Consider the following 14,645-nt stretch of genomic DNA (forward strand, 5'->3'; position numbering starts at 1 on the left):
TGCCCTCCTGCGCCGGTCCCGCCGCTACCAGTCCCCGTCCTGCACCGGCTTGCCCGGCGCGTCCCCCAGGGGGTGGACCTGGTGGGGCGCGGGCGGCTGCCAGGGCTGGTGGTCGTCGCCGATCCAGTCCCCGACCGGCTGGACGTCCCGGAGCGGTGCGGTGGGGGCGAGATCGTGGGCGTCCTGGTCGTAGTAGTCGTACCAGGGCAGACCGGCCCGGGTGTAGGCGGCCCGGTCCACGGGCGAGGGCGGCGGCGCCTCGCCGGTGATGCGGTGCCACTCGGGCGGCGTCACCAGGTGCACGAAGACCCGGCCCGCCGGCCGCTCGGCCCAGTCCGTCAGCGGCCGCTGGTCGCGGTACACCTCCTGGCGCATGGAACCGCCGACGCCGAGACCCATGGCGGGCGCGGACCGGGGCGCACCGCCGTACCCCGCGGCCGCGCCCGGGGCGGCCGGCGCCGAGGCCGGTGCCGGAGCCCCGAAGGCACCGCCGGTACGGGCCGCCCTGCGGGCCAGTTCCGTGCGGCGCCGCTCCTCCTCGCGCCAGCGGGCCAGCTCCGTGTCGCCCAGCGTGAACGCCTGCAACTGGACGCCGCCCCAGACCTCCTCGCCGGTGACCTGGCCCTCGACGGTCGCCCCCATGCCGAGCGGCACCGCCACGAACTGACGGACCGTGCCGGTCCCGGAGTTGATGCCGTCCAGCCAGGGCTGGCGGGGGCAGCACCACGTAGTTCTGCGGGTCACGGGAGAGCCGGTCGCTCCAGGGCCTGCCGGAGACCGCGCACACCTTGCCCACCCCGACCTGGAGCGCGGCGGGCTCCCTCGTGCCCGCGAAACTCAGCCACATGGCCTCACGCAGGTACACCGGCAGCATCACACCGCCGCGCGCCCGCCACGCCTCCGGCACACGGTCGGCGTAGTCGCGGACCCGGCGGACCGGGAACTCGCCGAGCCCGGGCGGCAGCGGGTGCGTGCCCGTCTCCGGCAGCCGCAGGGTGCGGATGAAGCGGACCGTCGCCCCGCCCGGCAGTGACAGCCGGTTCCCGTCGATCCGCACACTGGTGTCGCCCATCCGAACGCCCCCTCATTCGCCGTGCACGCGCCTTCGCCGGCCGCGCGCCGTTCGTCGTTCCTCAGGAGGAACGCCGCGCACCGGTGCCGCGGTTCCCCCCGCGCAGCCCGGACCGCACCCGGTCCCGCAGCCGGGTCAGGCGCGGCATGCGCTCGCGCTGCTCGCGCGTGTGGCGGTCCAGCTCCTCCAGGAGGCGGCGGGAACGGTGCTCGGTGTCCATCTCGTCGATGATCCGGTTCACCTCGGCCAGCACCGCACCCCGCAGCTCCCACTGCCGCTCGTCGCGCCGGACCTCCTCGAGCAGCAGGCCGGCCAGCCTGTCCCGGGTGGCCGCGGCCTGGCGCAGCTCGGCGGCCAGGCGCTCCTCCGCGGACTCGGCGTTCTCGCTCGCGCTGGTGGTGACCAGCACCGAGAAGCTCACCACGGCGTCGGCGATCTCGGACAGCAACTGCTGGATCGCGGCGCCCGTCTCGGGCGCGAACAGGGGTTCCGGCTCGCGCTGCTTGGCGAGGTCGGTGAAGCTGCGCGCGAGGACCCGCATGACCACCGTGCAGATCTCCAGGGTGTCCAGGCCGGTGCGCAGCACCACCCGGTGCAGCAGTCCCTCGCGCACCCGGGGGTTGAACCGCAGGCTGTCCTCGGCCTGGCGCAGGTCCTCGTCCACCTCGCCGATGTCGTGGTCGAGCCGGCGTGCCTCGTGCAGCCGGGCCGCCGCCTCGTGGAAGGGCGTGCTGCCGGCCGCCTCCTCGCCCATCCGCAGCAGCAGTTGGCGCACCTGCCGGGCCAGTCCCACGACCGACTCGCCGGCCTGCTCCACCCACACCGGAGGCGCGAGGATCAGGTTGAAGACCAGACCGACGATCGCCCCGATCAGGGTCTCCACCACCCGGGCCCACGCCAGGCTCCCGTGCGAGGTGACGCCGAGCACCAGCATCGCGCTGATCGCCACCTCGGCGGTGAACTCCTCGGCGCGCACCAGGTGCCCGACGCCCAGCGCCGCCACGATGATCAGGGCCAGGCTCCACCAGCTGAGCCCGACCAACTGGCTGAAGGCGATGGCGACCAGGACACCGGCGACCACGGCGTTCACCCGGCGGAAGCTCATCTTCAGCGTGGCGTACAGGGTGACCTGGACGACCAGCAGCGCGGTCAGGGGCGCGGTCAGCGGCGCCGCCGACTTGTCGGGGCTCAGCCGTACCGCGATGACATAGGCGATCGAAGCCGCGGCGGCGGACCGCAGGGCCTGCACGACCACGGGGTCCTTCAGCCACTTCACCCGCCGCAGAGCCGTCTTCGCGGCCTCAAGCACATCCCGCATCCTCGGGCTTGTTCCCTTCCGCAGGCGCCTCGAACGTGTCCGCTCAGGACGGTAGCCGGACGCGGGCGGCCGGACCTCCTCCCACGCGCCGGGCGCCGCCGGACGGGTCAGCCGGTCACCTTGGCGACGAACGCGGACAGATTGCCCAGCGTCCGGGCGATCTGCTCGTCCAGCGTGAGGCTCTCCTCGAAGCGGGCGCCGCTCTGCGACACCTTCTTGCCCCGCAGGTACAGGGAGCAGGCGAGATCGGTGCACATGTACAGGCCGACCGAGTTGCCCTCGCGGCCGGCCGCTCCGGCCTTGCGGGCCGTCATCAGCGACACACCGCCCCGGGGATGGGTGGTCAGGCACAGCGCGCACAGGCTGCGCTGGAAGAAGCCGCTCCTGGCCGGCTGGAAGCGCAGCGCCACACCGGTGAGCCGCCCGTCCAGCTCGGCGACCAGGTAACTGCGGTCGGGCGCCCCGGGATCGCCCCAGCCGAGGAAGTCGAGATCGTCCCAGGGGCGCTCGTCCAGGTCGCGGGGGACGGTCAGGCGCTTGGCCTCGCCCTTCGAGCAATTGATGAAGGAACCGCGGATGTCCTGCTCGCTGAGTGCTCTCACGGGGAGCCTCCCCTTGGTCGAACCTTGATGGAAAGGAACCTAGGATCTCTAGGTTTTCGCCTAGCGTAGATAGCTTACGCGCCGAGTGGCCACCGGTTTTCGGGGAGGCGAGTTCATAGCATGAATTAAGTACCAAGGGAAGTCGCGTACGGTCGTGGGGCAGAGGTATCTTGCAGACCGGGCACGGCACGGGAGGAACCACATGGCGGGGCGGAACGGGGGCACGGTGCGTGACCTGAGGAGGGCCAACCGTACGGCCGTGCTGCAACGGCTCTACTTCGACGGACCGCTCAGCCGCTTCGAGCTGGGCCCGGCGACCGGACTCAGCTCCGGTTCCATCAGCAACGTGGTCGCCGACCTGGTCGCCGACGGACTGGTGGAGGAGGCCGGCAGCGTCGACTCCGACGGCGGACGCCCCCGCACCCTGCTGCGCGTGGCCCCCGCCAGCGGCCACATGATCGGCGTGGACGTCGGCGAGACCCGGGTGCGGGTCGAGCTGTTCGACCTGACGCTCACCGAACTCGCCCGCGCCGAGCGCCCGCTGGCCCCGCAGCGCTACGACGTCGACGTCATCGTCGGGCACATCCGCGAGGGCGTCGCCGAGGTGCTGGCCACGGCCGGACTCCCGCCCGAACGGCTGCTCGGCGCCGGGATCGGCGTCCCCGGCATCGTGGAGCACACCGCCGACCGCGGTGCCGTGGTGCACGGCCAGACCATCGGCTGGGACGCGGTCCCGCTGGAGGCCCTGCTGCGCGCCGGCTCCCCGCTGCCCGACACCGTCCCCTACCTCATCGACAACGGCGCCAAGACCCTGGGCCAGGCCGAGATGTGGTTCGGCGCCGGACGCGGCGCCCGCAACGCGGTCGTGGTCCTCTTCGGCTCCGGTGTCGGCGCCAGCCTCGTCACCCCCGAGGTCGAGCAGGGCCGGGCGGTCGAGTGGGGGCACCTGACCGTCCGGGTCCGGGGCCGCCGCTGCCGCTGCGGAGCGCTCGGCTGCCTGGAGGCGTACGCGGGCGCCGAGTCGCTGCTGGCCCGCTGGCGGGAGGCGGACGGCCGGGTGCCCGAGGACACCGACGAGGAGACCGCCCTCACCGCGATGCTCGCCGCCGCCTACCCGGCCGACGGCGGGGCCGCCGACCCGGTCGCGCTCGCCGTGCTGGAGGAGACCGCCGAGTACCTGGGCGCCGGCCTGTCCGACCTGATCAACCTCTTCCAGCCGGAGCGCATCCTCATCGGCGGCTGGGCCGGCCTCCAGCTCGGCCCCCGCTTCCTGCCCGCCGTACGTCGCCACGCCGTGTCGTACGCGCTGCGCCACCCCGCCCAGAAGGTGACGGTCGACCTGGGGCGGCTCGGCCCGGACGCCGTCACGGTCGGGGCCGCGATCCTGCCCCTGGCCGACTTCTTCGCGCGCGGCGGCAGGCGCCCCGAACCGGCCCCGCAGTACCCGGTCCCCGCCTGGCGCACGGCGCTCGAGGAGCGGGCGCCGCACTGAGGTTTCGCCGGACACCGCGGAGGTACCCGACGTCGCTCCGACGACCGTCGGACGGTCCCGTACGACCGTCGGACGCTGTCGGACGACCGGAGGACCACAAGAGCCGCGAGAAGGAGCTGCCGTGTCCGACCACCGCCACGAGGGACCGGGGGAGAACGGGACCCCCGTACCGCGCGACATGCCGGACCAGCAGGCCGGCGACCACGACGACCCGTGGGAGGCCGCCTCGCCCACCCGCGAGCAGCGCGAGCACCGTCAGGGCCTGGACAACGAACGGCCCGAGGACGACGCGGACACCTCCGGCGACGGGGAGACCTCCGGCGGCGGGGAGGCCGGTCCCGAGGCCGACGACGTCCCCGACACCGACGAGGCGGGCACGGGCCGGCGGGGCGCACCGCAGTCGGGCGCCGTACACCCCGAGCACCCGGTGCCCGACGAGCCCTCCGGCTGACGGAGCCGTCCGGCCCGGGACCGCGGGGCCGCGCGAGGGGCGGCGGGCAGGATGCCCGCCGCCCCTCACGCGTGGCGCTCAGCCCACCTTGCGTCCGCGCATCGGCTCCGTGTCCGCCCCCGCGCCCTGCCGCAGGCCCCGCAGGAACTCCTCCAGCACCTCCGTCGCCGTGCGCGTCGGGCGCCAGCCCAGCTCCACCCGTGCCCGGGTGCAGTCCATGAGCGGCAGCCGCAGCACCGCGTCGAACAGATGCGGCGAGGCGGGCAGCAGTCGCATCCCCCAGGCGGCGGCGATCGCCGAGCGGGCCGCGGTGCGGGGCAGCCGGACCGGACGCACCCCGAGCAGCTCGCCCAGCAGCTCGGCGTCCACCGGCGGATCGGCCGCGAGGTTGAACGCGCCCCGGGCGTCCTCGGAACGCACCGCCAGCCGGTAGGCGTGGGCGGCGTCGTCCGTGTGCAGGGCCTGCACCCGCAGACCGGGGACGTCCGGCAGGAACGGCAGCAGCTCCGGACGCGCCGCCGGACCCGGCAGGAACCGGCCGCCGAAGATCCGCCGCTGCTCGCTGGCCGACTCCCGCTTGAAGAGGAAGGCCGGCCGCATCCGCGTCACCCGGATCCCGGGGTGGTCGCGTTCGAAGGTGTCCAGCGCCCGTTCCAGGTAAGCCTTCTCCCGGCAGTACGCGGCGTCCGGCCAGCCGTGCGTCGGCCACGACTCGTCGACCGCGTGGTCCTTCGGACCCGGCGAGTACGCGCCGACCGACGAGGCGTGCACCAGCGCCGGCACCCCGGCCGCGGCCACCGCCTCGAAGACCCGGATGGAGCCGAGTACGTTCGTGCGCCAGGTCGTCGCCGGGTCGTGCGTCGGCTGGAAGGCCCAGGCCAGATGGACGACGGCGTCGGCGCCGGCGAAGTGGCCGGCCAGGTCGGTCTGCTCGGCGGCCAGGTCGACCGCCGCCCACTCCGTCTTCGCGGGCGACCAGCCGGGGATCCGCCGGGCCAGCCCCAGCACGGACCCCACCTCCGGATCCTCGGAGAGAAGCCGCACCACGCTGGTGCCCACGTTGCCCGTGGCACCCGTGACCACGATCCTGCTGCCCGTCGCGCTGCTCACGCTGTGCTCCTCTCGGCCGATCGCCTTCTGCGGAGAGCACCGGGTACCCGCCGCCCGGGAAGGGAACGCGCGGAGCGCGCGGGCATGGAGAAGCCCCGACCGCGACGGGGGAATCACGGCCGGGGCGGCTCGGGGCGGATACGGATGGCGGTCGCCTCTCGGCGAAAGGCTCCACAGGGCTTCAGCCGAACGATCGTCCCTGTGGGCAATAGGTGAGGCCCGGGGACACTGTCCCATCCGTACCCACGGTCTGTTCAACGGCGAACGACGTGTCGGTGTTCCACCGTCTGTCGCGGTTTGCGGTGATGTGCGTCACTCTTGGGCGGGCTCGTGGGGGTCGGACTCGCGGGAGTCGGACTCGTGGGGGTCGGACTCGTGGGAGTCGGACTCGTGGGGGTCGGGCACGATCTCGGCCCACAGGTTCTCCGCCTGCAGCAGCAAGGTGCCGAGGACCGCGGTCCGCGCGGCGCCCTGTCCGGCGTGCTCCCGCAGACTCTCCTGAAGCCGCCGGTGCAGTTCCTCCATCGTCTCCTCGGTGGCCGCCTCCGGATCGGTCCCGTCCCGTTCGCCCACCAGGCGGCCGGCCTCGGCGCGGCAGGCGTCGCCGATCAGCCGCAGCAGACGCGCGTACAGGTCGAGGTCGGTCCCCGCGGGCGGTACGGGCGTCCGGTGCTCGTCGGCCGCCACGGCCAGGGTGCGGGTCAGCGCGGTGAGGTTCCCGGTGACCCGGCTCCACCGCTGGTCCTCGTCCTCCGGCGGCACGACCCTGGGCCCGCGGTGCAGCCGGCGCAGCGGACCCGAGGTCAGGCGCAGGCTCTCCCGGCTCCACGACCGGGCGGAGTACAGCGCGTCCAGGCGCCGCTGGAGCCACGCCGCCTGCCGGGACCAGTCGGCCGCGCTCTGCGCGTCCCACCGGGTCTCCCGCAGGTCGTCGGCGACGGTGTGCAGGAGGGCGCCCGCCTCCCGGGCCAGCGCCGCGAGGTTCTCCCGTACGTCCCGAAGGTGGACCGGGGGCAGCACCAGCGCGTTGACCGCCACGCCGATGACCGCCCCGAGCGCCGCCTGTCCCACCCGGTGCCCGACCGCGGCGGCCGACACCGCCGTGCCGGAGGCCAGGACGAACACCGCCGTGGTGGCCGTGTAGATGCCCTGCGGGCCGAAGCGGGACCAGTTCGCGGCCAGCATCAGCACGGGCAGGGACAGCACCAGCGCCCCCGTGTTGTCGTCCGTGATCGCCTGTGCCGCCGATGCCACGAGCGCGCCGACGCAGATCGCCGCGAACTGCTGCCCGGCCTGCCGCACCGAGCTGTAGACGGTGGCCTGCACGAGGACGAGCGCCACCCAGGGCGCCATCAGCGCCATCGGGTCGTCCATCCACACCCCCGCCACGGCCCAGGCGATCAGCGCCGCGCCCGCGGCCTTCAGCGACTGCACGACCAGGTCGCGTTCCCGCCCCGGCCCCCGCCAGGCGGCCCGGGCGGCCCGTCCGACGGCACACGCCTCCCACCACACCGCGGCCAAGGGCCGCCGGCCCCTCAGTGCCTCCCGCACTGTGTGTGTCACTGCGCTCATGCGGTACCGGGTGCCCGCGTGACCGGCGGACTCGTCTCGATGCGGGACATGCGTGACCTACGTGACATGCGGGGCGTGCGGCGTACGAGCCGCGCGGGGAGGGTGCGGGGCCCGGTCCGGTGACTCATGCCAGCGGGCTCCCGCCCAGGGAGGCCAGCAGGTCGGCCGGGTCGGCGTAGACCGCCTCCGCGCCCGCCTCCTCCAGGTCGGTGCGGGGCAGGCCGCCGCACAGCACGCCCACGCAGCGCACCCCGGCCCGGCTGCCCGCGCGCATGTCCCACACGGTGTCGCCGACGAAGACGGCCCGCTCGGCCGGCACTCCGGCCAGTTCCAGGGCGTGCTCGACCGGCTCCGGCGCGGGTTTGCCCGCGTCCACGTCGTCGGCGCTCGCGGTGGCGGTGATCGCGTCGTCCGCGTCGATCGCCCGCCGCAGCGCGCCCAGCTCCGCCCCGCCCGCCGAGGTGGCCAGCACCACCGTCCAGCCGTCGCCGGCCAGCCGGCGCAGCAGTTCCCCGGCGCCCGGCAGCGCCGGCAGCCGGTCGAAGTACTGCCCGTACAGTGCCTTGTGGGCGGCGCTCAGCTCCGCGTCCCGGTCCTTGTCCCGGTCCTCGCCGAGCAGCCGTGCGACGAGATCGCCGGAGGCGAGGCCCACGGCCCGGTGGACGGCGTGCATCGGCACGTCGTGGCCCGCCTGCCGGAACGCCTCCCACCAGGTCGTCACATGCAGGTGATTGGTGTCGACGAGGGTTCCGTCGACGTCGAACACGGCCGCCCGTTCCATGCACTGTCCCTTTCGTGGTCCGTGATCCGCGGACCGCGGATCGGCGGGCGGGTACCACGTCAGCGGCTCGCCACTCCGGACGGTGTACGGCCCTCCCGGGTCCAGGCCAGCAGCTCGTCCAGGGACCAGGTGGTGACCACCCGCTCCGGGGGCACCCCGCACTCCTCGGCCCGCGCGCACCCGTGGATCTGCCAGTCCAGCTGACCGGGCGCGTGCGCGTCGGTGTCGACGGAGAACAGCACGCCGGCCGCCACCGCCCGGCGCAGCAGCCGCCGCGGCGGGTCGAGCCGCTCCGGGCGGCTGTTGATCTCCACGGCCGTGCCGGACTCGGCGCAGGCGGCGAAGACCTCGTCCGCGTCGAACTCCGACTCCGGCCGCCCCCGCCCGGTCAGCAGCCGCCCGGTGCAGTGCCCCAGCACGTCCGCGTGCGGATCGCGGACGGCGGTCACCATCCGGCGGGTCATCGAGCGGGCGTCCATCCGCAGCTTGGAGTGCACGGACACGACCACCACGTCGAGCCGCTCCAGCAGCTCCGGCTCCTGGTCGAGCGAGCCGTCGTCGAGGATGTCGCACTCGATGCCGGTCAGCAGCCGGAACGGCGCCCAGGCCGCGTTCAGCTCCGCCACCACGTCCAGCTGCTCGCGCAGCCGTGCGGGGGAGAGGCCGCGGGCCACCGTCAGCCGCGGCGAGTGGTCGGTCAGGGCCGCCCACTCGTGCCCGAGCGCCGCCGCGGTCCGGCCCATCTCCTCGATCGGGCTGCCGCCGTCGGACCAGTCCGAGTGCAGATGGCAGTCGCCGCGCAGTTGCTCCCGCAGCCGTTCACCGCCCCGGGCGAGCGGGGTGTCGGCCTCGCCCTCCAGCTTGGCGAGATAACCGGGCACCTGTCCGTCCAGCGCCTCGCGCGCCACCTGCGCCGTCTTGGGGCCGATCCCCTTGAGCGACTCCAGCGACCCCGCCCGCTCGCGCAGCTCGCCGGCCGACAGCCCGCCGAGCACCCCGGCCGCGGTGCGGAAGGCGCGGACACGGTACGTCGGCGCCTGGGCCCGCTCCAGGAGGAACGCGATCCGCTCCAGTGCCTCGACGGGGTCCATCACCACCTCCTGGTCCGACCTCGACCGGCCCCCACCGGCCTCGGCCGGCATGTCCAGGGTTCCCCACAGGACCGGGACCCGCACCACGAGCCGGGCGGCCGTGCCGGCGCCCGACCCGGGGCCGGGTCCTCGCTCCCGCGGGTTGCGGCCTACGCTCTAGACATGACCGAGATCGACAGCCCGCACATCGGCAGTCCGCGGATCCTCGTGTTCGGGGTGGACCCGGGCCCGCCCCCCTTCCGGATCGTGCAGATCGACGGCCAGGTGGTAGGTGAGGCCAGGGCCGTCACCGACGTCCTGGAGGCCGCCGCCGCCTTCGGCATCACCGTCCACGACCTCGACGACCCGGAAGTCGTCCGCTGGGTGGGCGGGGACAAGTTCACCTGGACCACGCACTAGGACGCGTCCCGGGCCGCCCCGCCCGGTGCCTCAGCCGACCGTCCACTTCTGGTTGGCGCCGCCCGTGCAGGTCCAGATCTGCAGCCGGGTGCCGTTGGCCGGGTTGTTGCCGGTGACGTCGAGGCATTTGTCGGCCTGCGGATTGACGATGTCGCGCGCGGCGGTGACGACCCATCGCTGGGCGGCGCTGCCGTTGCAGTCCCACAGCTGGACGACCGTGCCGTCCGCCGTGCCGCCGGCGTTGACGTCCAGGCACTTGCCGAGCGCCCGGATCGTGCCGTCGGCGCCCACCGTCCACTGCTGGGCCGCCGTGCCGTTGCAGTCGTAGAGCTGCACCGGCGTGCCGTTGGCGGTGTTCGCCGCGGCGACGTCCACGCACTTGCCGGCCAGGCCCCGGATGGCGCCGCCGGACGGTGTGTCGCCCGTCGTCACCGAGACGTGGTCGACGACGAGCGTCTGCGGGAAGACCGTGGAGCCGTCGGGGTCGCCCGGCCAGTAGCCGCCGACCGCCAGGTTCAGGATCAGGAAGTACGGCCTGTTGAACACCCACTGCTTCCCGCCCAGGTCGGCCGGGGTGCGCCGCTGGTAGACGGTGCCGTCCACCGACCAGGTGATCGAGTCGGGCGCCCAGTCGACGGCGAAGGTGTGGAAGGCGTCCGCGAAGGCCTGCCCGCCCGGCAGGGTGTAGCCGGCGCCGATGCCGCCCGCGCCGGAGTAACCGGGGCCGTGGATCGTGCCGTGCACGGTGGAGGGCTCGAAGCCGACGTTCTCCATGACGTCGATCTCGCCGGAGTCCGGCCAGTTCACCGGCGTGCCCAGCATCCAGAACGCGGGCCACATGCCCTGCCCGCGCGGCACCTTCATCCGCGCCTCGACGTGGCCGTACTGCGCGGTGAACTTCCCGGAGGTGTTGAGCCGCGCGGAGGTGTACTGACAGGTGCCGTACCAGCACTGGTAGTTGGCCGGGTTCTCCTTGCGGGCGGTGATGACCAGGTGGCCCTGGCCGTCCAGGGCCGCGTTCCTGTTGCCGGAGGTGTAGTACTGCCGTTCGTGGTTGTTGACGTTGTCGCCGGTCTCGATCTGCCACTTCGAGGAGTCGACGGCCGCGCCGGCCGGACCGTCGAAGGTGTCGGAGAAGGCGACGGCGGCGGCCGCGGCGGACGAGGCGTCCACGGCCCCGGCGGCTCGTGGGGTGTCCGGGTCCGCCTGGGCGGGGCCGGTCACGAGGGACGCGGCCAGCCCGGCGGACAGGGCGGCGGCGAGGAGACATCTGCGGAGCAGGCGTGGGCGGGCCACGGCTCTCCCTTCCGTACGGCGCCTTGCGCGAAGACGCCGACCGAGGTGGGGGACTGAAGGTGTCGCCTCTTTATTCAAGTAGTGAGATAAGGGGCGGTCAATACCTTGGTACGGACCGGACGGCCCCGTCTCAGGTACGTCCCCCGCGCGCGTGCACCGTGCGGCTCATCCGTCGGCCGAGGAGCAGGTAACCGATCAGCGCCCCACTGGTGTTGAGGATGACGTCGTCGACGTCGAAGGCGCGCCCGGTGACCAGGACGCCCTGGGCGCACTCCACCAGCAGCATCACGATGCCCGTCAGCAGCACCACGCGCAGCACCCCGCGGGTGCGCGGGGCGACGACCGGGACCAGGACGCCGAACGGCACGCCGAGCAGGATGTTCCCGCCGATCTGTTTGACGGCGTCGCGCAGGGCGGGCTGGTCCAGATAGGCCCTCAGCGAGCGGCCAGGGTGCAGGTTGGTGTGGGTCAGAGCCTCGGACGCGGGGGAGGGTTGCAGGGTCAGCCGCGCCAGCACCACCGCGAACGCCACCATGAAGACGAACGCGCACGCCGTCGCCAGCAGCCGCAACGGCAGGGCGAGCGTGTGCCGTTCGCGACGGTCGCCCTCGCGCGCCTTGGTGGTGCGCGGGCGCGGCCAAGTACGCGGCCGTGAGGCGGCACGAGCCATGTCGGTCCTCCAGTCGTCAGTTCCCCGCGTGGTAGCGCGATTACCCGCCGATCCGCCGAGGATGCCTGGCGAACCGGGCGACCCCCAGGCGACCCGGCACGGCACGGCCGCGCACGCCCGCCGTGCCGTGCCCGCCCCGGCCCCGGCGGGGTCTCAGGTCCCGTACGTCACCCGCACCTCCTCGAAGCCGAGGGAGGTCAGCAGCCCCCGGAGCATGGCGGTGGTGTTGGTCTCGGCCCGCGCCTTCAGCTCACTGTCCTTCGCCGCCTCGCCGATGTGCCGGGCCGCGAGCTTCTGCACGGCCTGCTCGCCGTTCGGGTTGTCCGAGAACAGGTCGCCGAGCCGGTCGAGCAGCCCGCGCTGCTTGGAGACCGCGTAGGAACGGTCGGGGTCGAGCGCCGGCTTGCCCAGCGCCGCGTGCGGCAGCCGCAGCGTGGCCGAGGTCCGCTCGCCGTTGACCGTCACGTCGTCCTCGCCCACCTTGCCGAGGTCCACGAAGGCGTCGACGGTGCCGGCCCCGACGTACAGGGTGCGGGTGCCGCGGACCGCGTCGGGCAGGAACTTGGCGTCCTTCTCCAGGTCCACGACGACCTGGAAGTTGCCCGACGCGGCGTCGTAACGGCTGATGTCCTGGACGGACTTCAGCAGCGCCGGACCCGAACGGTCCTGGGTCTCGGAGCCGAACAGATCCTTCAGCCCCGGTACGACACTCAGGCGCAGTCCGGCGAACAGCACGACCAGCACCAGCACCAGCGCGGTGAGCGCCTTGGCCCAGCCGGGCATGCGCCGCGCGGGCCTCTCGACGGGACGCGTGGGCTTCTTGACGGGAGTCGTCATGGCGACGGCCCTCCTTCCTACTCATCCGGATGCCCGCCAACTCCCGTCCAAGGCCCACCATTTCCCGGCTTCAGCGGGCGGTCCTCGGCGGGACGCGACGACCACACCGCCTCCCCCCGGGTCAGCCCCGGCAGCCGTACCTCGGCCTCCCGCACCCGCCGGGCCGGCAGCTCGCCGGTGACGGTCCAGGCCGGGTCGCCGCCCGTCGTCCCGGTGAAGTCCGCGCCCAGCGAGGCCAGCAGGGCCGTCACGGCGGCCAGCGTGTCCGCCGGGACCTCCGCCTCGAAGGCCTGGTACGGCTCGTGGAGCACGGTGCCCGCCCGGGCCAGGGCACGGCGCAGCACGATCGGCGTCAGTCCGCGGAAGTCGGCGGCCGTGCTGACCGGCGAGCTGAAGCCGGAGCGGACCAGCGTGACCCGGTAGTCGGTGACCGCCGCGCCGGTGAGCCCGGTGAGCAGCGTGGCATGCACGGTCTCCTCGACGGCCTGGTGGAAGGCGCGGGGCAGCGCGCCGAGTTCCGTCTCGTAGGCGAACTCCCCGCCCGAGCCGCGCGGGCCCGGTTCGACCCGCAGGCCGATCGTCGCCCAGTAGCGGGTGTGGTCGAGCCACGGCATCTCCTCCACCGCCTCACCGGTACCGGTCGGACGCTCCAGGAACCGGACCCGGCCCGGCGTGAACTCCGCCTCGATGCCGAAGTCCTCGGCCAGCGTCGCCGCGAGCACCTCCATCTGCACCTCGCCGTACAGGAGCAGCGCGGTGGCGCCGGACGCCGCCGGGCGGGCGTGCAGCAGCGGGTCCTGGTCGGCCAGCGCGAGCAGGGCGGAGCGCAGCGGCGCCGCCTGCTGCGGGTCCACCGCCCGGACCAGCGTCTGCAAGGTCGGCGGCGCGAACTGCGGTGCCCGCTCGGACAGTTCGCCCAGCCGGTCGCCGACCCGCAGGCCGCCGGGGACGGTGAGCGCGGCGATGTTCCCGGCGGTGAGCGTGCTGTCCCCGCCGACCACGTCGAGGCGGGTCACCCGGCCGCAGACCTCGGTGGTCCGCCCGTCGGACTCGCGCCGCAGGAAGGTGAGCCGCCGGCGCGGGCGCACCTCGCCGTCGTACAGCCTGAGGTACGCCGTGCGCTCCCCGGAGGGACCGGGGCGTACCGCGAAGACCGTGCCGCGCGGTTCCGCGCCGCCGGACGTGCCCGGCGCGGCGGCCGGGACCAGGCCGACCAGGCCCTCGACCAGCTCCGCGACACCCTCGCCGCCGAGCGCGGAGCCGTGGAACAGCGGGTGGAACGAGCCGTCGGCGGTACGCGCCGCGAGCGCGGCGGCCAGGTCCCGCGCGGTCGGCTCGGGGCCGTCGACCAGCGCGGCCAGGATGCCGGGGTCGACCTCGGCGAGCGCCTGAGCGGTCCGGTCGTCCGGCGGGCGGCGGACCACCCGGGCGTGCGGGGTACCGGCGTCCGTCACCTCGGTCAGCGGCGCCACGTGCGGGGTCAGCAGGCGCCGGACGTCGTCGAGCAGGCCGTCGGTGCGCGCGCCGGCCCGGTCGATCTTGTTGACGAACACGAGCGTGGGCAGCCGCAGCCGCCGCAGGGTGCGCAGGAGGACGCGGGTCCGCGCCTGTACGCCCTCGACGGCGGACAGCAGCAGTACCGCGCCGTCGAGCACCTCCAGGGCGCGCTCGACCTCCGCGACGAAATCCGAGTGTCCCGGGGTGTCGATCAGGTTGACCCGGGTGTCGCCGACGGTGAAGGCGGCGACGGCGGAGCGGATGGTGATGCCGCGACGGCGCTCGATGCCGCCGTCGTCGGTACGGGTGTCGCCGGCGTCGACGCTGCCGAGCCGGTCGACGGCGCCGTGGTCGAACAGGAGCCGTTCGGTCAGGCTGGTCTTACCGGCGTCGACGTGGGCCAGAATGCCGATGTTCAGGGTGCGCATGCGTGGAGGAGTCCTCGGGAACCGTGGGC

The 14,645-nt window shown here is 74.1% G+C and carries 13 protein-coding genes and 1 pseudogene; 3 read left to right on the forward strand and 11 right to left on the reverse strand.

Annotated elements, in window-relative coordinates:
- Window positions 1-24: 24 nt before the first annotated feature.
- From ACIRGB_RS14105 to ACIRGB_RS14115, 3 genes and pseudogenes are all read right to left on the reverse strand, one after another.
- Window positions 25-1,072: pseudogene (locus ACIRGB_RS14105) on the reverse strand (hypothetical protein).
- 61 nt (window positions 1,073-1,133) lie between these two features.
- Window positions 1,134-2,390: an aromatic acid exporter family protein gene (locus ACIRGB_RS14110; RefSeq protein ID WP_403863298.1), complete on the reverse strand. Its 1,257-nt coding sequence runs from the start codon at window positions 2,388-2,390 to the stop codon at window positions 1,134-1,136.
- A gap of 107 nt (window positions 2,391-2,497) precedes the next feature.
- A complete protein-coding gene (locus ACIRGB_RS14115; protein ID WP_403863301.1) occupies window positions 2,498-2,992 on the reverse strand; it encodes an FBP domain-containing protein in 495 nt (164 codons plus the stop codon).
- Between the two features lie 202 nt (window positions 2,993-3,194).
- Here ACIRGB_RS14115 and ACIRGB_RS14120 point away from each other — a divergent pair, with 202 nt between their 5' ends.
- Both ACIRGB_RS14120 and ACIRGB_RS14125 read left to right on the forward strand, forming a co-directional pair.
- The gene (locus ACIRGB_RS14120) at window positions 3,195-4,484 is read left to right on the forward strand and encodes an ROK family protein (protein WP_403863304.1); all 1,290 of its coding nucleotides are present in this window, start codon (window positions 3,195-3,197) and stop codon (window positions 4,482-4,484) included.
- 121 nt (window positions 4,485-4,605) lie between these two features.
- The gene (locus tag ACIRGB_RS14125) at window positions 4,606-4,935 is read left to right on the forward strand and encodes a hypothetical protein (protein ID WP_403863307.1); all 330 of its coding nucleotides are present in this window, start codon (window positions 4,606-4,608) and stop codon (window positions 4,933-4,935) included.
- A gap of 78 nt (window positions 4,936-5,013) precedes the next feature.
- Here the strand turns inward: ACIRGB_RS14125 and ACIRGB_RS14130 are convergent, their stop codons facing one another.
- The 4 genes from ACIRGB_RS14130 to ACIRGB_RS14145 form a co-directional block, all read right to left on the reverse strand.
- Window positions 5,014-6,045, reverse strand: coding sequence for an SDR family oxidoreductase (locus ACIRGB_RS14130; RefSeq protein ID WP_403863310.1), 1,032 nt, complete (start codon window positions 6,043-6,045; stop codon window positions 5,014-5,016).
- 312 nt (window positions 6,046-6,357) lie between these two features.
- Complete coding sequence (locus tag ACIRGB_RS14135; protein WP_403863313.1) at window positions 6,358-7,617, reverse strand: aromatic acid exporter family protein; 1,260 nt, start codon at window positions 7,615-7,617, stop codon at window positions 6,358-6,360.
- 124 nt (window positions 7,618-7,741) lie between these two features.
- Window positions 7,742-8,398 carry an HAD family hydrolase gene (locus tag ACIRGB_RS14140; protein WP_403863316.1) on the reverse strand — a complete coding sequence of 219 codons (657 nt, stop codon included), beginning with the start codon at window positions 8,396-8,398 and terminating at the stop codon, window positions 7,742-7,744.
- Between the two features lie 59 nt (window positions 8,399-8,457).
- Window positions 8,458-9,489 (reverse strand): PHP domain-containing protein, encoded by a 1,032-nt coding sequence (locus ACIRGB_RS14145; RefSeq protein ID WP_403863319.1) that lies wholly within the window; start codon window positions 9,487-9,489, stop codon window positions 8,458-8,460.
- Window positions 9,490-9,651: 162 nt separating this feature from the next.
- Here ACIRGB_RS14145 and ACIRGB_RS14150 point away from each other — a divergent pair, with 162 nt between their 5' ends.
- A complete protein-coding gene (locus ACIRGB_RS14150) occupies window positions 9,652-9,888 on the forward strand; it encodes a hypothetical protein (RefSeq protein WP_104634306.1) in 237 nt (78 codons plus the stop codon).
- Between the two features lie 30 nt (window positions 9,889-9,918).
- Here the strand turns inward: ACIRGB_RS14150 and ACIRGB_RS14155 are convergent, their stop codons facing one another.
- The 4 genes from ACIRGB_RS14155 to otr(A) form a co-directional block, all read right to left on the reverse strand.
- The gene (locus ACIRGB_RS14155) at window positions 9,919-11,184 is read right to left on the reverse strand and encodes a ricin-type beta-trefoil lectin domain protein (protein ID WP_403863323.1); all 1,266 of its coding nucleotides are present in this window, start codon (window positions 11,182-11,184) and stop codon (window positions 9,919-9,921) included.
- A gap of 130 nt (window positions 11,185-11,314) precedes the next feature.
- Window positions 11,315-11,854 carry a VanZ family protein gene (locus tag ACIRGB_RS14160; RefSeq protein WP_403863326.1) on the reverse strand — a complete coding sequence of 180 codons (540 nt, stop codon included), beginning with the start codon at window positions 11,852-11,854 and terminating at the stop codon, window positions 11,315-11,317.
- 153 nt (window positions 11,855-12,007) lie between these two features.
- Window positions 12,008-12,691: a DUF4230 domain-containing protein gene (locus ACIRGB_RS14165; RefSeq protein WP_403863329.1), complete on the reverse strand. Its 684-nt coding sequence runs from the start codon at window positions 12,689-12,691 to the stop codon at window positions 12,008-12,010.
- Window positions 12,692-12,708: 17 nt separating this feature from the next.
- Window positions 12,709-14,616, reverse strand: a complete 1,908-nt coding sequence (gene otr(A) / locus ACIRGB_RS14170; protein ID WP_403863332.1) for a tetracycline resistance ribosomal protection protein Otr(A) — start codon at window positions 14,614-14,616, stop codon at window positions 12,709-12,711.
- Window positions 14,617-14,645 lie beyond the last annotated feature (29 nt).

This window comes from Streptomyces sp. NPDC102490 (assembly GCF_044765285.1).
Taxonomy (GTDB): domain Bacteria; phylum Actinomycetota; class Actinomycetes; order Streptomycetales; family Streptomycetaceae; genus Streptomyces.